This window comes from Streptomyces subrutilus, assembly GCF_008704535.1.
Classification (GTDB): Bacteria; Actinomycetota; Actinomycetes; order Streptomycetales; family Streptomycetaceae; genus Streptomyces; species Streptomyces subrutilus.
Genome location: NZ_CP023701.1, coordinates 4,002,045 through 4,022,922 on the forward strand (window position 1 = coordinate 4,002,045; position 20,878 = coordinate 4,022,922).

The 20,878-nt window shown below is 72.3% G+C and carries 21 protein-coding genes; 14 read left to right on the forward strand and 7 right to left on the reverse strand.

Translation table 11 applies throughout. The features are described 5' to 3' along the window. Window positions 1-34: 34 nt before the first annotated feature. Window positions 35-1,384 carry an FtsK/SpoIIIE domain-containing protein gene (locus CP968_RS17515; protein WP_150518920.1) on the reverse strand — a complete coding sequence of 450 codons (1,350 nt, stop codon included), beginning with the start codon at window positions 1,382-1,384 and terminating at the stop codon, window positions 35-37. A 2-nt stretch (window positions 1,385-1,386) separates the two neighbouring features. Continuing rightward, window positions 1,387-1,716: an SCO3933 family regulatory protein gene (locus CP968_RS17520; RefSeq protein ID WP_150518921.1), complete on the reverse strand. Its 330-nt coding sequence runs from the start codon at window positions 1,714-1,716 to the stop codon at window positions 1,387-1,389. Window positions 1,717-1,871: 155 nt separating this feature from the next. On the opposite strand from CP968_RS17520, the gene CP968_RS17525 reads away from it, so the two are divergent. Continuing rightward, window positions 1,872-2,666 carry a GntR family transcriptional regulator gene (locus CP968_RS17525; protein ID WP_150521964.1) on the forward strand — a complete coding sequence of 265 codons (795 nt, stop codon included), beginning with the start codon at window positions 1,872-1,874 and terminating at the stop codon, window positions 2,664-2,666. Then, window positions 2,663-3,346 carry a YdcF family protein gene (locus CP968_RS17530; RefSeq protein WP_150518922.1) on the forward strand — a complete coding sequence of 228 codons (684 nt, stop codon included), beginning with the start codon at window positions 2,663-2,665 and terminating at the stop codon, window positions 3,344-3,346. Before CP968_RS17525 ends, CP968_RS17530 begins: the two co-directional genes overlap by 4 nt. On the opposite strand, the gene CP968_RS17535 is transcribed toward CP968_RS17530, so the two are convergent. Next, window positions 3,319-4,239, reverse strand: coding sequence for a nuclease-related domain-containing protein (locus tag CP968_RS17535; protein WP_150518923.1), 921 nt, complete (start codon window positions 4,237-4,239; stop codon window positions 3,319-3,321). The two genes, CP968_RS17530 and CP968_RS17535, sit on opposite strands and share 28 nt — an antisense overlap. A gap of 608 nt (window positions 4,240-4,847) precedes the next feature. Here CP968_RS17535 and CP968_RS17540 point away from each other — a divergent pair. The 11 genes from CP968_RS17540 (at window position 4,848) to CP968_RS17595 (ending at window position 16,291) form a co-directional block, all read left to right on the forward strand. Next, a complete protein-coding gene (locus CP968_RS17540; protein WP_150518924.1) occupies window positions 4,848-5,837 on the forward strand; it encodes a PIN domain-containing protein in 990 nt (329 codons plus the stop codon). Between the two features lie 421 nt (window positions 5,838-6,258). Then, entirely contained in the window at window positions 6,259-6,624 is a 366-nt protein-coding gene (locus tag CP968_RS17550) for a PH domain-containing protein (RefSeq protein WP_150518926.1), read from the forward strand. Window positions 6,625-6,804: 180 nt separating this feature from the next. Then, a complete protein-coding gene (locus CP968_RS17555) occupies window positions 6,805-7,239 on the forward strand; it encodes an Lrp/AsnC family transcriptional regulator (RefSeq protein WP_150518927.1) in 435 nt (144 codons plus the stop codon). After that, entirely contained in the window at window positions 7,236-8,120 is an 885-nt protein-coding gene (locus tag CP968_RS17560; RefSeq protein ID WP_150518928.1) for a DUF2797 domain-containing protein, read from the forward strand. The genes CP968_RS17555 and CP968_RS17560 overlap by 4 nt, the downstream gene beginning before the upstream one ends. Before the next feature lie 176 nt (window positions 8,121-8,296). Beyond that, a complete protein-coding gene (locus CP968_RS17565; RefSeq protein WP_150518929.1) occupies window positions 8,297-8,635 on the forward strand; it encodes an antibiotic biosynthesis monooxygenase family protein in 339 nt (112 codons plus the stop codon). Next, entirely contained in the window at window positions 8,619-9,500 is an 882-nt protein-coding gene (locus CP968_RS17570; protein ID WP_150518930.1) for an amidohydrolase family protein, read from the forward strand. Before CP968_RS17565 ends, CP968_RS17570 begins: the two co-directional genes overlap by 17 nt. Before the next feature lie 84 nt (window positions 9,501-9,584). Continuing rightward, on the forward strand, window positions 9,585-10,352 hold the full coding sequence (locus CP968_RS17575; protein WP_150518931.1) for a response regulator transcription factor: 768 nt from the start codon (window positions 9,585-9,587) through the stop codon (window positions 10,350-10,352). A 98-nt stretch (window positions 10,353-10,450) separates the two neighbouring features. Beyond that, a complete protein-coding gene (locus tag CP968_RS17580; RefSeq protein WP_229886410.1) occupies window positions 10,451-11,962 on the forward strand; it encodes a sensor histidine kinase in 1,512 nt (503 codons plus the stop codon). Between the two features lie 25 nt (window positions 11,963-11,987). Next, entirely contained in the window at window positions 11,988-13,280 is a 1,293-nt protein-coding gene (locus CP968_RS17585) for a bifunctional glycosyltransferase family 2/GtrA family protein (protein WP_150518933.1), read from the forward strand. After that, window positions 13,277-15,472, forward strand: coding sequence for an ArnT family glycosyltransferase (locus CP968_RS17590; protein ID WP_150518934.1), 2,196 nt, complete (start codon window positions 13,277-13,279; stop codon window positions 15,470-15,472). Before CP968_RS17585 ends, CP968_RS17590 begins: the two co-directional genes overlap by 4 nt. Before the next feature lie 180 nt (window positions 15,473-15,652). Next, window positions 15,653-16,291 carry a TetR/AcrR family transcriptional regulator gene (locus CP968_RS17595; protein WP_150518935.1) on the forward strand — a complete coding sequence of 213 codons (639 nt, stop codon included), beginning with the start codon at window positions 15,653-15,655 and terminating at the stop codon, window positions 16,289-16,291. Window positions 16,292-16,368: 77 nt separating this feature from the next. Here CP968_RS17595 and CP968_RS17600 read toward each other — a convergent pair whose 3' ends face one another. Both CP968_RS17600 and CP968_RS17605 read right to left on the reverse strand, forming a co-directional pair. Next, a complete protein-coding gene (locus CP968_RS17600) occupies window positions 16,369-17,946 on the reverse strand; it encodes an MDR family MFS transporter (RefSeq protein ID WP_459542117.1) in 1,578 nt (525 codons plus the stop codon). Window positions 17,947-18,033: 87 nt separating this feature from the next. After that, window positions 18,034-18,471, reverse strand: a complete 438-nt coding sequence (locus tag CP968_RS17605; RefSeq protein ID WP_229886850.1) for a MarR family winged helix-turn-helix transcriptional regulator — start codon at window positions 18,469-18,471, stop codon at window positions 18,034-18,036. Window positions 18,472-18,589: 118 nt separating this feature from the next. Here CP968_RS17605 and CP968_RS17610 point away from each other — a divergent pair, with 118 nt between their 5' ends. Next, window positions 18,590-18,823, forward strand: a complete 234-nt coding sequence (locus CP968_RS17610) for a hypothetical protein (protein ID WP_150518938.1) — start codon at window positions 18,590-18,592, stop codon at window positions 18,821-18,823. A 52-nt stretch (window positions 18,824-18,875) separates the two neighbouring features. On the opposite strand, the gene CP968_RS17615 is transcribed toward CP968_RS17610, so the two are convergent. Continuing rightward, entirely contained in the window at window positions 18,876-19,679 is an 804-nt protein-coding gene (locus tag CP968_RS17615) for a hypothetical protein (RefSeq protein ID WP_229886851.1), read from the reverse strand. Window positions 19,680-19,812: 133 nt separating this feature from the next. Continuing rightward, complete coding sequence (locus CP968_RS17620; protein WP_150518939.1) at window positions 19,813-20,652, reverse strand: RNA polymerase sigma factor SigF; 840 nt, start codon at window positions 20,650-20,652, stop codon at window positions 19,813-19,815. Window positions 20,653-20,878: the final 226 nt, after the last annotated feature.

Here is a 20,878-nt window from a genome sequence, read left to right on the forward strand (position 1 = left end):
GCGAGGCGGTCGCGCCGACCGAGGGGAGGGGGTGCTAGTCCGTGGCCGGGATCGGCTTCACGAGCGGAGCGGATCCGGCGGCCGGGACCACGGTGCGGATCACCGGCCGGTACGGGGCGAGAGCGGGAAGGGCCGGGGTCAGGTGCGCGAACTGCGCGCAGGTCTCGGCCGCCTCCTCGGCGCTCAAGTCAGGGGTGCGGATCCGGGACCAGCCGCCCGAGGAGTCACCGGCCACCGCGACACCGGGCTTGTCGGGCGGGATCGTCGTAACGGCGACGACCGCGTCCGGGGCGATGTCGCCCAAGCCCATGTCGGCGGTCTGCTTGTCGTTGACGCGGTGCACCACCCGGCCGGTGAGCTGAGCGCGGAGCGTGGTGGCGCCCTTGCCGAGTTCGGAGCCGAAGCGCTGGCCGCAGATTTCCAGGTAGATGCCGGCGGCGCGAGCCATCTGCCCGAGGCGGATCAACTGCGTGACCATGCGGTCCCGGCGTTCTTCGTCCTTCTTCACGGCCACGAGGAACAGCTCAGCCACCTCGTCCACGAGCAGGACGATCGGTACCGGCCGAACCTTGTCGGGCAGCGCCCACAGATCGGCGGCCCCGTATTGGCTCAGTAAGTCGAAGCGGCTTTCCATCTCGTCCACGAGCTCGTTGAGGAGGCCGGATGCCTCCTCCGGCGTGACGGCGAGAGCCGACAGGCGGGGCGCGTAACGGCGTTGTTCGACTCCTCGTTTGCAGTCGATGCCGACCAAGGCGACCGGCAGCCGGGCGAGCCCGGCGATCAGGTTCCGCAGGTACATCGTCTTGCCCGACTGGTTGGCGCCGAGGGTCAGCGCGTGCGGGACCTTGAGGTAGTCCCGTACGAACGCGGTGCCGTCCTCCCGGAGCGCGACCGGGACCACCATCTGCCCGATCGGATGCCGTCGCGGCATCTTCACCTGGCGCAGTACGTCGTAGCCGGTCATCCGCAGCTCCACGAACCCGGGCTTCGTCTCGACCACGTGAACGGAGTGGACGCCCCAGGCGTGCCGCAGCCGTTCGGAGGCCGCCATCACGTCGGCGGGCTCCAACCCGGCCGGAAGACGCAGGGTGACCCGCATACCGGTCGAGGAACCCCGTACGCGGCGGACGCTGGGCGGAACGGGCTGCACGTCGCTGCGACGGGCGACGTTGCGGACGAGGAACGCCCGCAGGCGGGACGGCTGAACCGTCAACCCGCACACGTCCATCGTGGCCCGGTACGTCACCGCGAACCGCACACGCGCCACGGGCAGACCGGCCACGGTCCAGAACACGCGCGGGGCGCGAAGCCTCGCGTATCCGAGACCACCGCCCGCCCCGGCGAGGGGGAGGCCGACCTCCCATAAGGTCGTCAGGTCGGCCATGATCAGGCCCCGGCCGTGAGGGCGACGGCGCGGAACGAGATGCCGTGCCGGGTCTGGCCGTTGAACGTGTTCTCCCAGTCGCGGGCCTTGAGGCCGATCACCGACACCGGCATGCCCGGCATCAGGCCTTCGGGGAGGCCGGTCTCCGGGACGGTCACCTGGTAGAGGTTGCCCTCTCCCTCGTCCGAGATCAGCAGGCCCACCGTGGAGAGGCCGGCGCCGGTCTCCCGGTCCATCGCCCGCTCACCGGTCTGCTTGCTCACGAGCTTCGGGGTCGGAGCCGTGGCCACGAACACCACGGCGGTCGACGTGTCTACCTTGAACGACGGCATCTCTACCTCCAGCGTTGTCGTAACAGCCCAAAGAGGACTGCTCGTTGGTCGCTGTCCTAGGACTGCGAGCGCTTGAGTAGATAGTGCAGCGCAGTCCCAGGACTGTCAACAGTCCTGGGACTGTGTTTGACTTGATGGCGACGAGAGAGGAAGAGATGGCGCCGAAGTGGAGAGAGCTGGCCGACAAGCTGGCCGATCAAATCAGGCGGGGCGAGTTCGCCCCGGGTCAAAGGTTGCCGCAAATCAGAGACTTGGTTGATGCCGGCGAAGGCTCGAAGACCACGGTCCACTCCGCGTACAGGGCGCTGGAAGCGGAAGGCCTGGTGACCTCATCGCGGGGACACGGAACCGTGGTGCGGCAGCAAGTTCCACTCAAGCGGCTCGGCGTCGCCCGGTACGACAAGGCGAAGTGGCGAGACGGGGACGAGGTCGCGTTCATCGCGGACCGTGTGGCCTCAGGGCGGCCGTACCGCCGCAACGAGCAGACGCAGTCAGTCAGCCTCGTTGAAGCACCCCCCGAAGCCGCTGCCGCGCATGGGCTACCAGCCGGCGCCCAGGTGTACGCCCGCGCACGGTTGGTGAAGGAGGGCGACCAGCCCACTCATACGCTGACCAGCTACTACCGGCCGGAACACGTCGAAGGCACCCGCATCGTGGATCCCTCCCCCGGTCCGGCCGGCCGTGGTGGAGGATTCCGGGTGCTGTACGACGCGGGTTACGAGATCGACCACATGAAGGAGCAGATCTTCGCCCGCACTCCCACGGCCGACGAGGTGAAGCTCTTGCAGCTCCCCCAGGGGGAACCGGTGGTAGAGCTGCACCGGACGACCTACACGGCGGACGGCACCGTGGTCGAATTCGCCCTCGGCGTTCACGCTGCATCACGGTTCGCCTGGGAATACGACTTCCAGGTGCCGGACTCGGCGAACGACAGGGAAGGCCAGGAGTGATCTCGACCCAGGACTGGGCAGACACCCGACTCATCTGGAGCTACCACCAGATGGGCCACGTCCCGCGGCCGTGCTCGGTCGCGATCGGTCTCGGCAGCCACGACCTGGGCGTAGCCGAGACGGCGGCCGAGTTCTACGAGCGCGGCATGGCCCCCCTGCTCGTGTTCACCGGAGCCACCAGCCCGACGACACGCGAGCGGATGCCCCGCGGTGAGGCCGTTCACTACCGCGAGAGGGCGTTGGAGCTCGGCGTTCCCAGTTCTGCCGTGTTGGTCGAACCGCGAGCCCGGAACACGGGCGAGAACATCACGTTCTCTCGCGAGCTGCTGCACGAGGCCGGCGTCGATGTCACCTCTGTCTTGCTGATCAGCAAGCCGTACGAGGAGCGCCGTGCGTACGCCACGGCCCGAAAGCTCTGGCCCGGAGTGGAGATCGTCAGCGCGTCCAGCCCGATGAAGCTGGAGGACTACGTCGACTCGATCGGCGACGCTCGGCTGGTCATCGACATGCTGGTCGGAGCGTTGCAGAGGTTGTTGGTCTATCCCGAGCAGGGATTCATGATCAGCCAGCCCGTCCCGGACGAAGTAACCGAGGCGTACGAGCGACTCTGCCGGCGGGGCTTCACGAGCCGCCTCCTGCGAGACGATGCCGGTCAGGCGCGGAGCCAGACGCGTCGGTGACGAGCGACGCCGTGGACGTGCTCCACTTGCTCAGGTGTGAGCGCCCCGGCGAGCGGCCCCAGAGCGGCCACCTCCCTCTCCTGGTAGACGCGTACGGCGTACTGCGCCGCTGTTCGGTCCAGGGAGGCTATGCCGACGAAGACCAGGACCGGTTCGACGGGGACCTCGAAGGCGCAGTACCGCCCCAAAACCTTCCGAACGAACTCAGCCTCGGACTGGCTCGCCGCGGCGTAGGGGCGCGGCGGCCCGCCGTTGATCTTGGCCATCGAGTCGCCTACCCAGACCGAGGCGTCCCGGTGGTGCTTGGTGTTGATGGTGAACACCCCGCCGGGACCGATCATCAGGTGGTCGATGTCGCCGCCGTTGCTCTTCTCGATGCCGTGGAGCACCCGCCAACCCAGCGGGACGAGGCGCTCCAGCTCCCGACCTACCCGGCGTTCGCCTTCCAGGCCGGCGTACCAGCTGTCCCACTCCGTAGCCTGCCGCAGTAACTTCGCCTTCAGCCGCTGCACCGTCGACGGTCCTCGCTCGGCGATCGTCCCGACGAGTCGGGAGCCGGGCCGATTCCTGGCCAGGTCCTCGCTGGGGCTGAGGGGTGGGACTGACGCCGGCCGCTCGGATCGGTGGGGCGGGGATGTGGGAGCGGGGTGCCCTGACTGCCGGGGAGGCGCCGCCGGGCTGGCCTCACGCGGAGGGGCCGCGGGGCGGACGACGAGCACGTCACCCAGGTGCAGCCGCAGGAGTGCAAGCGCTCCGTCCTGGTACTTCGGAATCTTGATCGTCACGGCCTTGGTCGATCGATCTGCCCACGCCACGGCTGTGCCGTCCGGCAGATTCACGTAGAGCCGGTCCCTGCCATGCCTTTTCCACGGATGGACCGTCAGTTCGCTCATCAGTCGCCCCCCGATTGCCGTCCCCACATACATGCCAACAGGCGGTGGACAGATCGGCAAGACCGCCGGAGCAGCACGAGCTGTTACAGGTTTCTCTACCTCATCAAGCACCCGGCTGCGCTTCGCTCCGCCGGGCGGGCTTCCCGGCTCCGCTCGGGGCGACGCTCCTGCCTTCGGCCCGCTCCGCCCCCGCTGCGCCGACGCCCGCCCCTGCAAGGCGGGATAGGCCCAAAGGCATGAGGCAGTCCCCTACGGGCCCGCGGTGCCATCACTCACCGACATGCCTCCGGCGGGGGCCTCCGGCTCCGGGATGCGGGGGCGCCATTGGCGGGTGCCGGCCCGTGGAGGGTTGAGGCGGGGAACTCCCATCCCATCTGCCATCGACCCAGGACAAGCCGAGCAGACACGGCACCGGGCGTCCAGGTCGTTCGTCCAGTTGGGCGCTCCACCTGGACGCCCGGCACCGCGCCCGCTCAACGTGTCATGGGCCGACGGCAGACGGGATGGGAGTTGGGGGTGAGTCGTGGGCAAGGCCGGCGGACCACTCCCCTCGACGGCTCAAAGTCAAACCGCCCCGCATGCCCTGAGGCTTCCTCTAGCATCTTGCTGTGCTTCGATTGCTGATTGACACCTCTGTATGGCTGAACATTGCGAAGCGGCGTGATGGTCAACAAATCATCGTCCCTTTGCGTGTCCTGCTGCACCAAAACAAGCTAGAGATCTTGGTGCCCGCGCTCATATTGGACGAGTTCGACCGGAACAGGCCCCGAGCCGAGGCTGCAACAGCCCAAAGCGTGAAGGAGAGGTTCAGGCTCCTTCGCCAGGACTTGCAGGATTACGGCGACGACGAGGCTCAGCGTTGGATCGCGGAAATGGCGCACCAAATCCCGCATGCAAGTGCGCGATCGTTGCAGAATTTCTCCGAGATCTCCGACCTGATACGTCGAGGGACCCTTCTGGAGCCGAGTCCAGAAAATCACACGTCGGTCGTCCGGAGAGGCCTTGAGAAAAAGGCTCCGCTCCACCAGGACAAGAACAGCGTCGCGGACGCGCTACTGATCGAGCAGTACACCTCTGCCCTGCGGGCCGATGAGGGGGCGTGTGGTGAGTATGTTTTCGCGACGGCCAACTACACCGATTTCTCCGTCCCTAAAGGAGATCGACGGCAGCCCCATCCGGACCTAGCGGAAGTTTTCGAAGCGGCCAACTCTCACTACGTATACGACGTCGACGGCCTAGTGGCGACTCTGGGTGAAAAACTCGGTAGCGATTACCTCGAAGAGGCCGAAGAGGTGGAGTTCATCCAGGCCGAAACTCCCACCCGATCGCTGGCGGATATTCTCGCGGCCCAGGAGGAGTACTTCGAAAAAATCTGGTACGGCCGAAGCGTCATGCGCGACACGGAGGATGGGCAACTCCAGCCAGGGACATCTGAGTCCCTGGAGCGCACCATCTTGGCTGCCCGGCGGCGCATCGAAGAGAAATATGGCTCAGAGAACCTCCCTCCCGTCGACGACTGGGAATGGGGTCTCATGCACGGCAAGCTATCTGCTCTGCGCTGGGTCCTGGGGGACGAATGGGATTTTCTTGACACGTGATCTGTGGCGCAAAGGGCGGGGGGTCGCGGGGAAGGCTCCATAGCCACCCCCGCCGGGGTCCTGCGGTACAGCAGCGCGGTACCGCAACCGCAGCAACCGTCCCCGTCCAGCGGCGTTCCTCCGGGGCTCTGAAGTGGCTGGTATGACCGTCACTGACCGATCCGGCTAGAGCTACGGATCAGAAGGTTGCAGGTTCGAATCCTGCCGAGTGCACAGCAGGCGAGAGGCCCTCAGGAGAAATCCTGAGGGCCTCTCGCGTTTTCCCGGTCCGGGGGCCGTCGGCCGGGGCCGGGTCCTCCTCGGTGGGGACGGGGGACCCCGGGAAAAGTGGGGGTGGGGTCGGTCCTGCGGGGGAGGCGGCGGCCGGCCGGGCGTCGGTACGGTTTCGGGGATCGTTCGGAATCGGTACGAGGGGGACCCCGTGGGACTGTTCGGGAACGCGCACACCGTCGACTCCGTGTCGGCGCAGCGGGACTACGCGCGGCTGCTGGGTCAGGGGGAGCAGGTGCACGCCGCCTACCTGCTGATCCGGGACACGATCCTCTTCACCGACCGGCGGCTCGTGCTCATCGACAAGCAGGGGCTCACGGGGAAGAAGGTGGAGTACCACTCCGTCCCCTACCGGAGCATCACGCACTTCTCCGTGGAGACGGCCGGCCACTTCGATCTCGACGCCGAGCTCAAGATCTGGATATCGGGGACCGCGGCGCCGATCGAGAAGACCTTCACCAAGGGCGTCGACATCTACGAGGTGCAGGCGATCCTCACCCAGTTCGTCGCCCGGTAGGGCGGCCGGCCCCGGGCGCCGCCGGGTGCGGTGACGGGCCGCCGGTTCGGGTGAGGTGGACCGCGCCGGATGTCGTTCCCTTCGCGGCCTGCCGGGTGAATGGTGTTCGGTCTCAGGGTGGGATGACAGGAACGGGTACCGTCTTCGCGAGGGCCGACGGGCCCATGGGAGGAAGATCGCGTGGACGACATCGACCGGGCGCTCGTCCTGCGCCTGCAGCAGGACGCGGGCCAGTCGTACGCCACCCTGGGCGCCGCCGTCGGGCTGTCGGCCGGGGCGACGCACGAGCGGGTGCGCAAGCTGCGCGAGCGCGGGGTCATCCTGCGGACCACCATCGACGTCGACCCGGGCGCGGTCGGCAGCGGGGTGCTGGCCTACGTGATGGTGGACTCCAACGCCTGGATGGGCGAGTCCGGCGGCGCGTTCGCCGCGATCCCCGAGATCCAGGAGGCGCACATCATCGCGGGCAGCGCCTCGGTGCTGGTCAAGGTCCGCGCCGCCTCGACCGGTCGGTTGCAGGACGTGCTGCGCCGGCTCTACGCCATCGAGGGCGTCAGCGGGACGCACGCCACCGTCGTCCTGGAGACCTTCTTCGAGCGGTCCCTGCCGCTGTGACCTGGTGGTGCACCGGGATCAGGTGGAGCGGGGGCGGTCCCGCCATCGGGTGGTACGCGCAGGGGCGCGGCGAGCGTACGAGCCCGCTCGCGTACGGGCGGCGGCTGGCCTTCTCGGCGTGCGGCGAGCGGCGCTGCCAGGGCGTGTGGCGGGCCGGGAAGAGGACCCCGTGCCCCACCTCCGCGACCGTCCCCGGCCGGACCGGCCGGGCGCAGTGCCCCGAGTGCGCGCGCCTGGACCGCTCGTTCTCGGTGGCCGCCGACACCCGGGCCGACGATCCGCGGACCTACCGGGTGTACCTGGCCTGGTTCGGGCCCGGGCTGGTCAAGGTCGGCATCACCGCGGAGGAGCGCGGCGGCGTACGGCTGCTGGAGCAGGGGGCGGTGGCCTGGAGCTGGCTGGGGCGCGGGCCGCTGATGGCCGCGCGCCGCACCGAGGAGCTGCTGCGCGCGGCCCTGGGGGTGCCCGACCGGATCGCGTACGCCCGCAAGCGCGCCGTACGGACGCACCCGCCGCCCGCCGCGGAGCGGGCCGGGGAGGTCGCCGAGCTGCACGCCCGGGCGGCCGGCCTGGGGGGCTGGCCGGAGTCGCTGGAGCGGCTGGGGTGCGAAGTGGTCGACCACGCGGAGGTGTTCGGGCTGGCGGGGCTGCCCCCGGCCGCCCGGGTGATCACCGCGATGGTGTCCGGCGCGGCCGTCGACGGGACGCTGGCGGGCGCGGCCGGACCCGATCTGCACTTCGCCGACGGGCTCGTGGTGGACACCCGGCTGCTGGCGGGCTGGGAGCTGGCCGTACCGGCCGGCGGGACGGTGGCGGCGGCGCCCTCGGTGGAGATCCCGTCCGGCGGCGCACCGGCGGCCGAGCAGGACGGGTTGTTCTGACCCGGCGGGTCCGTTCCGGGCGGACGGCCGTCCGCGGCCGGTCGGCCCGCACGGCGCCGGTCGGCCCGCACGGCGCCGTGCCGCCCGGGCGGCCCATGGTCAAAACTTGGATCCCTTTGGCCGTCCGGGGCCGCATCCTGTGGACACGCGGCGGGGCGCGGCCGAGGGTGGTGGGCATGACGAACCAGCCGGCACCGGCCTTCGAACCCCCGTATCTGATGGCCGTATTCAGCAATGTCCGCAGCTCCGACGCGAGCGGCTACCCCGAGGCCCTCGCCCGGATGAACGAGATCGTCTCGGCCAATCCGGGCTTCCTCGGCCACGAGTCCGCCCGCACGCCCGGCGGGCTCGGCATCACCGTCGCCTACTTCCGCGACCACGAGGCCCTGACCGTCTGGCGCGAGGACATGGAGCACCGGGCGGCGATGGAGCGCGGCCGGACGGACTGGTACGACAGCTACACGCTGCACGTCGCGACCGTCGAGCGGAGCCACGGCTTTGTCCGCAACGGCTGAGGCGGTCCGCGCCTTCCGGGAGCGCCTCGGGGTGCCCGGACTGGTCGACGTCCACACGCACTTCATGCCCGAGCGGGTGCTGGCCAAGGTGTGGGACTACTTCGACGCGGTCGGCCCGCTGACCGGCGTCGAGTGGCCCATCACCTACCGCTACGAGGAGGAGCGGCGGGTCGCGCTCCTGCGGGAGTTCGGCGTACGGGCCTTCACCGCGATGCTCTACCCGCACAAGCCGGCGATGGCCGCCTGGCTCAACGCGTGGTCCGCCGAGTTCGCCGCCCGGACCCCCGACTGCCTGCACACCGCGACCTTCTTCCCGGAGGAGGGCGCGCCCGCGTACGTCCGCCGGGCCGTGGAGGGCGGGGCCCGGGTCTTCAAGGCGCACCTCCAGGTGGGCGGCTACGACCCGAACGACGAGCGGCTCGACCCGGTCTGGGGCCTGCTCGCCGAGACGGGGACCCCCGTGGTGGTCCACTGCGGGTCGGGGCCCGTGCCCGGCAAGCACACCGGGCCCGGGCCGGTGTCCCGGCTGCTGGCCCGCCATCCCCGGCTGCCGCTGGTCGTCGCCCACATGGGGATGCCCGAGTACGCCGACTTCCTCGACCTCGCCGAGCGGTACCCGGAGGTCCGCCTGGACACCACGATGGCCTTCACCGACTTCGCGGAGCGGTTCGGGGGCTTCCCGCCGAAGGAGCTGGGGCGGCTCGCGGACCTCGGCGAGCGCATCCTGCTCGGGACCGACTTCCCGAACATCCCCTACCCCTACGAGCACCAGCTCGCCGCCCTGGAGCGGCTCGGGCTGGGCGACGGCTGGCTGCGCGCGGTCTGCCACGACAACGGCGCACGGCTGTTCGGGCTCCCCGGCTGAGGGCGCCGCCGGCCCGTCCCGTTTCTCAGGGAATTCACAGGTCGGGGCAAGAACGCTCTCAGAGGCGCGGTGGAGCGTGTCGGTATGACTGCGACGACCACCTCCCACGCGTCCATGTCCACGAGCAACCCCGCGGCCCTGGTGCGGCCCGACGGCGGGCCCTGCCGGGTGCTCGTCGTCGACGACGAGGCCTCGCTCTCCGAGCTGCTGTCCATGGCCCTGCGCTACGAGGGCTGCGAGGTCCGCAGCGCCGCCGACGGGGCGACGGCGGTGCGGGCGGCCCGCGCCTTCCGGCCGGACGTCGTCGTCCTCGACATCATGCTGCCGGACATGGACGGCCTCGCCGTCCTCGCGCGGCTGCGCCGGGAGCTCCCGCAGGTCCCGGTGCTCTTCCTGACCGCCAAGGACTCCGTCGAGGACCGGATCGCGGGGCTGACCGCGGGGGGCGACGACTACGTCACCAAGCCGTTCAGCCTGGAGGAGGTCGTGGCGCGGCTGCGCGGGCTGGTCCGGCGGTCCGGGGCCGCGCAGGCCGCCCGCGGCGGCTCGGTCCTCGCCGTCGGCGACCTCCGGCTGGACGAGGACAGCCACGAGGTGGTCCGGGGCGGGCTGGACGTGCACCTGACCGCCACCGAGTTCGAGCTGCTGCGCTACCTCATGCGCAATCCGCGCCGGGTGCTGAGCAAGGCGCAGATCCTCGACCGGGTGTGGTCCTACGACTTCGGCGGCCAGGCCAACGTGGTCGAGCTGTACATCTCCTACCTGCGAAGGAAGCTGGAGAGCGGTCCCGGCATGGCCCCGATGATCCACACCCGGCGCGGCGCCGGCTACCTGATCAAGCCGGCCGAGTAGTGGCCCGGCGCCGGCCCCGGCCCGGGCCGCCGGGCCGCGGGCCGCGGCGTGCGCGCCGGCCGTGGTCGCTGCGGACCCGGCTCGTCGTCTCGGCGGTCGTGCTGATCGCCGTCGTCGGCGCGGCCATCGGCACCGTCACCACCCTCGCCCTGCGCTCGTACCTCGTCGACCAGCTCGACGCGCAGCTGTCGGGCTCCGTCCGGATGGCCGGCCGCGGTCCCGGAGCGGCGAAGGCCGCCCGGGAGGGTCTCGCCTTCTCCCTGCCGCCGGGCAGCCCCCTGGGCGCGGCCGGCATCCGCGTCGACCCGGACGGCAAGGGCGTCGTGGGCACCCGCAACGACCCGGTCGAGGGGGCCGCGTACGACCACGGGCAGAGCCTCACCGAACCGCAGACCGCCGCTTTCACCCGGGTCGCCCGCGAGGCGGTCCGGGGCCGGAGCGGGCCCACGGACCTGGAGCTGCCGGGCCTGGGCGCCTACCGGGTGCTCGCCTCCCCCGACGGCACCGTCGTGCTCGGCTTCCCGCTGCGCGGGGTGGACTCCATCGTGGGCACCCTGGTCGCCGTGGAGGTCTGCGTCACCCTGGCCGGCCTGATCGCCGCCTCCCTCGCCGGACAGGCCCTGGTCGGGGTCGCCCTGCGGCCGCTGCGCCGGGTGGCCGCCACCGCCACCCGGGTCTCCGAACTGCCCCTGCACAGCGGTGAACCCGCGCTCCACGAACGGGTCCCGGACGCCGAGGCGGACCCCCGCACCGAGGTGGGCCAGGTCGGTGCGGCCCTCAACCGGATGCTGGGCCACGTCTCCTCGGCCCTCACCGCCCGCCAGCAGAGCGAGACGCGGGTCCGCCAGTTCGTCGCCGACGCCAGCCACGAGCTGCGCACCCCGCTCGCCTCCATCCGCGGCTACGCCGAACTGACCCGCCGGGGGCGCGAGGAGCCGGGCCCCGACACCCGCCACGCGCTGGGCCGCATCGAATCCGAGGCCACCCGGATGACCGGGCTGGTCGAGGACCTGCTGCTGCTGGCCCGGCTCGACGCGGGACGCCCGCTCGGCACCGGCGACACCGACATCGACCTGGCCCCGCTCGTGATCGACGCGGTGAGCGACGCCCGGGCCGCGGGCCCCGGGCACCACTGGCGGCTGCGGCTGCCCGACGAGCCGGCGACCGTCCGCGCGGACCCGGCCCGCATCCAGCAGGTCCTCGTGAACCTGCTCGCCAACGCCCGCACCCACACCCCGCCCGGCACGACCGTCACCGCGCGTGTTTCACGTGAAACATCCGGCGTCCGGCTGCTGATCGAGGACGACGGGCCCGGGATCGCCCCCGCCCTGCTCCCCCACGTCTTCGAGCGCTTCGCCCGCGGCGACGCCTCCCGGTCCCGGGCCGCGGGCTCCACCGGGCTCGGCCTCGCCATCGTCCAGGCCGTGGTCGAGGCGCACGGCGGGCGGGTCGGGGTGCGCAGCGAGCCGGGAAGCACCTGCTTCGAGGTCCTGCTGCCCCCGGCCGGCCCGGAAACGGCCGCGGCCCCGGGCCCGGCTGCCTGCGGGTCCACCGGTACGGCCGCGGCCGCGCGCTCACAGACGGGCCACAGGCTCACCACACAGCGGTGACAGGCCGGCCCGCGAGGGTCGGGCCATGCCAACCGACGCCTCTCCCGCGGCCCTTCCGGTACGGGCGCCCCTCGCGCCCGTACCCGGCCGGCCCGTCCTCGACGTGGTGATCCCGGTCTTCAACGAGGAGGACGACCTCGGCCCGTGCGTACGCCGGCTGCACGAGCACCTCACCCGCACCTTCCCGTACCCGTTCCGGATCACGGTCGCCGACAACGCGAGCACCGACCGGACCCCCGAGATCGCGGCCGGCCTCACCGCGGCGCTGGAGGGCGTGCGCAGCACCCGGCTGGAGGAGAAGGGCCGCGGGAGGGCGCTGCGCACCGTCTGGTCGCGGTCGGACGCGCCGGTCCTCGCGTACATGGACGTGGACCTCTCCACCGACCTCAACGCCCTGCTGCCGCTGGTGGCGCCGCTGATCTCCGGCCACTCCGACCTCGCCATCGGCACCCGCCTCGCCCGTTCCTCCCGGGTGGTGCGCGGGGCGAAGCGCGAGTTCGTCTCCCGCGCCTACAACCTGCTCCTGCGCTCCTCCCTCGCCGCCCGCTTCAGCGACGCGCAGTGCGGGTTCAAGGCTGTCCGCCGGGACGTCGCCGAACGGCTGCTGCCGCTGGTGGAGGACTCGGGCTGGTTCTTCGACACCGAACTGCTGGTGCTCGCCGAGCGGGCCGGGCTGCGCATCCACGAGGTGCCGGTGGACTGGGTCGACGACCCCGACTCCACCGTCCACATCGTCCGCACCGCGGCCGAGGACCTCAAGGGCGTCTGGCGGGTGGGCCGCGCACTGGCCGTCGGCGCGCTCCCGCTGGACCGGCTCGCCCGCCCCTTCGGGGACGATCCGCGCGACCGCACCGCCCTGCACGGGGCCGACGGGTCCGGGGGCGTGGACGGCGGGCTGGCCCGCCAGCTGCTCGGCTTCTGCGCCGTCGGCGCCCTGTCCACGCTGGTCTACCTGCTGCTCTACTCCGCCTTCCGGTCCGGCACCGGGCCGCAGACCGCCAACGGCGCCGCCCTGCTGCTCTCCGCCGTCGCCAACACCGCCGCGAACCGCCGGTTCACCTTCCGGGTGCGCGGCCGGGACCGGGCCGTGCGCCATCAGGCCCAGGGGCTGGTCGTGTTCGCCATCGGACTGGCCCTGACCAGCGGCTCCCTGGCCGCCCTCGGCGCGGCGACGGCCCGGCCCGCGCACAGCACCGAGCTCGCCGTCCTGATCACCGCCAACCTCGCCGCCACCGTGCTGCGGTTCCTGCTCTTCCGCGCCTGGGTCTTCCCCGAGCGGCGCGTGCCCGCGTTCCCTACGTCCAAGGACAGCCGATGACCACGGCCGCATTCCCGCTCCTCCCGCCCGACGCCTCCGGTGCGACCGGGTCCCCCGGTTCCGCCGGAGCCGGGGCCACGACCACCGCCGCGGGGGCCCCGGGGCGGCCCCGCTGGGAGCGGCCCGCCCTCGCCGGGCTGCTGATCGCCACCGCCGTCCTGCTGCTGTGGGACCTCGGGGCCTCCGGGTACGCCAACTCCTTCTACTCCGCGGCCGTCCAGGCGGGCAGCGAGAGCTGGAAGGCCTTCTTCTTCGGCTCCTCCGACGCCGGCAACTCGATCACCGTCGACAAGCCCCCGGCCGCCCTGTGGCCGATGATGCTGTCGGTCCGGCTGTTCGGCCTCGGGTCCTGGCAGGTCCTCGTCCCGCAGGCCCTGATGGGCGTCGCGACCACCGGGGTGCTGTACGCCGCCGTCCGCCGCCAGTTCGGCCCGGGGGCCGCACTGCTGAGCGGCGCCGCGTTCGCGCTCACCCCCGTCGCGGCGCTGATGTTCCGCTTCAACAACCCCGACGCGCTGCTGACCCTGCTGATGACCGTCACCGTGTACTGCGTCCTGCGGGCCCTCGACGGGGCGCACACCCGCTGGCTGGTGTGGGCCGGCGTCGCGGTCGGCCTCGGCTTCCTCACCAAGACCCTCCAGGCCTTCGTGATCCTGCCGCCGCTCGCCCTGCTGTACGCGCTCTGCGCGCCGACCCGGCTGCGCAGGCGGCTGGGCCAGCTGCTGGCCGCCGGGGCCGCCATGGTGCTGGCCGGGGGCTGGTGGGTGGCGGTCGTGGAGCTGTGGCCGGCCGGCTCGCGCCCGTACATCGGCGGCTCGCAGACCAACTCCTTCCTGGAACTGACCCTCGGCTACAACGGGCTGGGCCGGATCAACGGCGACGAGACCGGCAGCGTGGGCGGCGGCGGTCGGGCCGGGGGCGGCGGGGGAGGCTGGGGGGAGACGGGCGTCGACCGGCTGTTCTCCGGGGCCATCGGCGGCCAGATCTCCTGGCTGCTCCCCGCGGCCCTGGTCCTGCTCGTGGCGGGCCTCGTGGTGACCTGGCGGGCCCGGCGGGCCGCCGACTCGCTGGAGGGCATGGCCCGGGCGGCGTTCCTCGCCTGGGGCGGCTCGCTCCTGATCACCGCGCTGGTCTTCAGCTCCATGCAGGGCATCTTCCACGAGTACTACACGGTCGCCCTGGCACCCTTCGTCGCCGCGCTGATCGGCATGGGCACCGCCGTCCTGTGGGAGGAGCGCGGCAGCCGGACCGCGTCGCTCACCCTGTCCGGGGTGGTGGCCCTGACGGCGGTCTGGTCGTACGTCCTGCTCGGCCGGGCCACCGGCTACCTGCCGTGGCTGCGCTGGACGGTGCTGGCGGCCGGGCTCCTCGCGGCGGCCGCGCTGCCGTTCGCCGCACGGGCGGGCCGGCCGCTCCGGCGGGCGGTGGCGCTGCTGGGGGTGGCGGCGGCGCTGGCCGGGCCGCTCGCGTACTGCATGACGACCGTGGCGAGCGCGCACACCGGTTCCATCGTGACCGCCGGACCGGCGGTGGCGGGCGGCCGGGGCGGTCCGGGCGGGATGCGGTTCGCCCCCGGAGGGGAGCGGGCGCGGGGCGGTCTCGGCGGCGCCCCCCCGGCCGGCGGCGCCCCGCAGGGCGGTCCGGGCGGTCCGGGCCGGCCGGCCCCGGGCGCCCAGGGCGGCATGCAGGGCGGTCCGGGCGGCGCGGGTACGCAGGGCGGGCCCGCGGGGGCCGGGTTCGCACGGGGCGCCGGCGGTCAGGGCGGTCCGGGCGGGCTGCTGGGCGGTACCAGGGTCACGGCGGAGGCCGCGGCGGCCCTGCGCACCGGCGCGGGTTCGTACACGTGGGCGGCGGCCGCCATCGGGTCGCAGAACGCGGCCGGCTACCAACTGGCTTCGGGCGAGCCGGTGATGGCGATCGGCGGCTTCAACGGCAGCGACCCGTCGCCGACCCTGGAGAAGTTCCGGGCGTACGTGAAGGCGGGGAAGATCCACTGGTTCATCGCGCAGGGCGGCTCCGCGACCGGCGCCGAGACGGGTGCGGGGGCCGGTGCGGCCGCCGGCGGACGCGGCGGGCCCTCCGGCGCCACCGGTACGGCCATCGCGACCTGGGTCGAGGCCACGTTCAAGGCGACCATGGTCGGCGGGGCCACCTTCTACGACCTGACGGCGCCGGTCTCCGCCACGCCCTGACCCCGGGTCACGTTCCGATCCCCGCCCCGTCCCCACCTCAGCCCCGCCAGACCCGGGAGCACGTCACCGGGTCCGGCGGGGTTCTGCGTGCCCGGACGCGCCGTTGCGGGCACCCCCTAGCATCAAGAGGGCGGACCGGGCATTTGGGACCGGTCCCCCTGGCGTGAGGAGGGTGCCTCCATGGTGACCGCGGCCGATTCCGGTGCGATCCGCAGCAGCGTGTGGCTGGCCGCCGGGCCCGCCGCCCCCGCCCGACGCCGCGGCGAGGCGCCCTCCGGCCTGGACCGCGAGCGGATCACCGCGGCCACCGTACGGCTGCTCGACGCGGAAGGGCTGGCCCGGTTCTCGATGCGGCGGCTCGCCGCCGGACTCGGGGTCACCGCGATGTCCCTGTACCGGTACGTGGACACCAGGCACGACCTGCTCGAACTCGCCCTGGACAGCGCCCTGGGCGAACTCGCCCCGCGACCCGGCCCCCCGGGCACCGGACCGGCGCGCACCGGTCCGGACGCCGACTGGCCGGTCCGGCTGCGGGCGCTCGCCCGCGGCTACCGGCGGGTGCTCGTGGACCATCCGTGGGTGGCCCCGCTCACCGCCGCCTATCCCAACATCGGCCCGCACGCCCGGGCCTTCGACGCCGCCCTCCGACGGCTGCTGGACGCGACGGGCCTGACGGACACCGCGCGCACCGGTGCGCACCTGGCCGTCTCGCAGTTCCTGCACGGCTGCGGGGGCGCGGTGCGGCGGGCACCCGAGGAGGACTTCTGCCTCGCCCTCGACGTCCTGATCGCCGGCATCGAGGCGAAGGCCACCGCCTGAACCCGGGAGTCCGGGTCCGGGCGGTGGCCCGGTGCCGCGTCGCCGGGCCTACGGGCCGGCCGACCTGCCTTTCCTGCTCAGGCCTTGGCCTCCGCGGGCTCCGGGGCCCCGGTCGCGGCGGCGGGCAGCGAGCTCGCCGCGGGGGCGTCGGCGGCCGGCTTCGACTTCAGTGCGACCTCCTTGATGAACACCACCAGCACCAGTCCGAGGAGCGCGAACGGGGCGGCGTACAGGAAGACGTCGCCGACGCCGTGTCCGTACGCGGACTCGACGACCTCGCGGAACGGCGCGGGCAGCTTGGCGAGGTCGGGGATGCCGCCCCCGGCGGTGCCGCCGTGGCCCAGGGCCGCGGCCTGCGGGCCCAGGGCGGTCAGCCCGTCCTGGACGTAGTGGGTCACCCGGCCGGCCATGACCGCGCCGAGTGCGGAGACGCCCACGGCGCCGCCGAGCGAGCGGAAGAAGGTGACGACCGAGCTGGCCGCGCCGAGGTCCTCGGGGGCGACCTGGTTCTGGGTGGCGAGGACCAGGTTCTGCATCATCATGCCGAGACCCAGGCCGGTCAGCGCCATGTAGAGCGCGATGTGCCAGTACGGGGTGTCGTACCGCAGGGTGCCGAGCAGGCCGAGTCCGGCCGTCAGGAGCACGCCGCCGGCGACGAGCCAGGCCTTCCACCGGCCGGTCTTGGTGATGACCTGGCCGGAGACGGTGGAGGAGACGAAGAGGCCGCCGATCATCGGGATCGTCAGGACCCCGGACATCGTGGGGGACTCGCCGCGCGCCAGCTGGAAGTACTGGCTGAAGAAGACGGTCCCGGAGAACATCGCGATGCCGACGAACAGCGAGGCGGCCGAGGCGAGGGAGATGGTCTTGTTGCGGAACAGGCGCAGCGGGATGATCGGGTCGCTCGCCCGGGACTCGACGAGGACGAAGAGCAGGCCCAGTGCGACGGAGCCACCGGTCATGGCCCAGGTCTGCCAGGACACCCACGCGTAGGAGTCCCCTGCCTGGGTCACCCAGATGAGCAGCAGCGAGACGGCGCCGCTGATGAGGAAGGCGCCCAGCCAGTCGACCTTGACGTCGCGCCGGACCACCGGGAGCTTCAGGGTCTTCTGGAGCACGATCAGAGCGATGACCGCGAAGGGCACGCCGACGTAGAAGCACCAGCGCCAGCCGAGCCAGTCGGTGTCGGTGATGACGCCGCCGAGCAGCGGGCCGCCGACGGTGGCGACGGCGAAGACGGCGCCGAGGTAGCCGCTGTAACGGCCGCGCTCGCGCGGGGAGATCATCGCGGCCATCACGATCTGCGCGAGGGCGGACAGGCCGCCGACGCCGATGCCCTGGACCACGCGGCAGGCGATGAGCGTGCCGGTGTTCTGGGACAGGCCCGCGACCACGGAGCCGAGGACGTAGATCACGAGCGATATCTGGACCAGCAGCTTCTTGCTGAAGAGGTCGGAGAGCTTGCCCCACAGCGGGGTGGCGGCCGTCATCGACAGCAGGGCCGCGGTGACCACCCAGGTGTACGAGGACTGGGTGCCGCCGAGGTCGCTGATGATCTGGGGCAGGGCGTTGGAGACGATCGTGGAGGACAGGATCGCCACGAACATGCCGAGCATCAGCCCGGACAGGGCCTTCATGATCTGCGGGTGGGTCATGGACGCGCCGTCGGACGTCGTCTCCGACTGGCCGCCGCCTCCCCGCACACCGGGGGGTGTGGTCGTAGCCATGTGTTTCCTTCTGTTCTAGAAGCTCGAACGGAGTCGGGCCAGCAGGGTGTTGAGTACGTCGATGTCCTGGGCGGACCAGCCGGCCAGTGCGCGTTCCAGCGCGGCCGTGTACCGCGCGCCGAGCTCGGCGAGGAGGGTCCGTCCGGCGGGGGTGAGCCGCAGGATGCGGCAGCGCGCGTCGCCGGGGTCCCTCTCGCGCTCGATCCAGCCGCGGTCGGCGACGTGGGCGACGTGCCGGCTGGTCACGGAGATGTCGATGGCCATGAGCTCGGTCAGCCGGCTCAGCCGCATCTCGCCGTGCCGGTCGAGCACGGTGAGGACGGCGGCGGCGCCGGGCGGGCAGTCCGGGGGCAGGATGCGGGCCAGATCGCGCTTGACCGCGCCGATCCCGGTGAGCTGGCGCGCCAGTTCCGCGTACCGGGTGGTGCTGTTCGCAGCGGCGGACGTGGTCACCTGCTGCCCCCTCCCATCTTGTTGCTTAGGGCAACCATAGAAGAGGATGGTTGCTACAGGCAAATGAATCGGAGGCCGGGGCGGTAAAGGAATCGGAAAACCGGCTAGGGTCCGCTCCATGGCTGCGAACCACAACTCACAGGGCCCCGAGGGCAACTACGACCCCGCGGGCAGCACTCAGATGTTCCGGGCGTTCGTCGACGAGGCCGCACCGGCCCGTCAGGCGGGCCCCGGAGCCCGCCAACAGCGCCGCGCGGCGCAGCAGTCCGACTCGAAGAAGGGACTGTGGATCGGGGTGGCCGTCGGGGTGGTCGTCGCCCTGGGCGCCGTCCTCTGGGTCGTCCTGCGCTGACCCGGTCCGGGCTCCCCGCCCGGCGGTGACGCCTCCCCCGGCGGGGCGCGGCTCAGTTCCAGGTGGCCGTGGCCTCGCGGGTCTCCACGTGCATGCCCAGCGGGACCCGCCAGGGCTCCAGGCACACCGTGTAGGCCCGCGTCTTCGACGTCCCGCCCGCGATGGGCGCGGGCAGCGGCCGGCTGGTGGTGAGGGTGGCCCAGTCGACCCCGAGGGCGCCGATGACGTGCGTCGCGAAGCGCACCGTGCCGGAGCGGGCCGCGGTGGTACCGGTGTTGGTGAAGGTGACGGTGACGCGCTCGCACCAGCGGTCGGCCGCGGCCGCCCTGGCCGGCGGCGACAACGTCAGCCGGGCCGGGGTGGCCGGCGGTGGCGGCGGGGCGTTCGGCGTGGTGCCCGGCCCCGGACCGCCGGAGCCGCCGGTGCCCGAACCGCCCCCCGTTCCCGAACCGCCCGTTCCCGAACCGCCCGTGCCGGTGCTCGGCGGGCCGCCCGGGGTGCCGGAACCGCCGGCCGCACCCGGCCGGGCGGAGGTGTTGGACGGGGCGCCGGCGCCGGGGCGCGCGGAGTCGCCGCCGGGTGCGGGGCCCGGGGCGGAGCCGTCCGGCGGCCCGGCCCCCGCCGGGCGCGCCGACGCGGAGGGTCCGGCGGCCGGGTCCGGGCCGCCGAGCCGCTGGAACTCCACCGGCCCCCCGGGCGGTACGTTCCGGCCCGTGCCCCGTTCGGGACCCGGGGCGGCGGCGCCCACGGCCACGTAGCCGTCCCGCGGCGGACCGCCGCAGCCGGTGAGTCCGGCGGCGGCGACGGCCGCGGTGCACAGGGCGAGCAGCGCGGCGGCGCGGGGTCCCGTTCGCATCGCGCCAGTGTCACTGACGCACCGTCAATTGAGAACCCCGAGGACCCCGAGGACCCCGAGGACCCCGAGAACCCCGAGGACCCCGAAACCGAGGACCGACGGCTCCGGGAGCCCGGCTGCCCCGCTGCCCGGGTTATTCGCCGATCAGGCCGACGCGCAGTTGCGCGAGGGTGCGGGTGAGCAGCCGGGAGACGTGCATCTGGGAGATGCCGACCTCCTCGCCGATCTGCGACTGCGTCATGTTGGCGAAGAACCGCAGCATGATGATCTGCCGTTCCCTGGGCGGGAGTTTGGCCAGCAGTGGCTTCAGCGATTCGCGGTACTCGACGCCTTCGAGCGCGGTGTCCTCGTAGCCGAGCCGGTCCGCGAGCGAGCCCTCGCCGCCCTCGTCCTCGGGGGAGGGCGAGTCGAGCGAGGAGGCCGTGTAGGCGTTGCCCACGGCCAGGCCGTCGACGACGTCCTCCTCCGAGACCCCGAGCACGGCGGCGAGCTCCGGCACGGTCGGCGAGCGGTCGAGCTTCTGGGCGAGCTCGTCGCTGGCCTTCGTGAGCGCGAGGCGCAGTTCCTGGAGCCGGCGCGGGACGCGGACGGACCAGGAGGTGTCCCTAAAGAATCGTTTGATCTCGCCCACGACGGTGGGCATGGCGAACGTCGGGAACTCGACGCCGCGTTCGCAGTCGAACCGGTCGATCGCCTTGATCAGGCCGATGGTGCCGACCTGGACGATGTCCTCCATCGGCTCGTTGCGGCTGCGGAAGCGGGCCGCCGCGTAGCGCACGAGGGGCAGGTTCAGCTCGATCAGGGTGTCGCGCACGTACACCCGGTCGGGGCTGTCCGCGTCCAGGGCGGCGAGCCGCTGGAAGAGGCTGCGGGACAGGGTGCGGGTGTCGATGGCTTCCGAGCGGTCGGACACAGCCGGTGCCGGGCTCTTGACGAGCGTGAGCACCTTGGAGCTGCCCTGGTCTACGGACATGCCACCCCCTTGAGGTCGCGGACGGTCGCGTGCGGCGCGCCCGTCGGAGGAACGCAGCCTCCACCTGAATACCGGAGGCGGGGCTGCGGCAAACGCGGTTCAAGCAGAATGTCACATGTCGGCAACACGCTGTAGCGCCAAGTCGACATATGTCTCCAGTGACAGACGGGGTCAGAAGTGGATCATCCCGTTCTGTCGGGAAACATGTGAATGATCTCCACTCGTT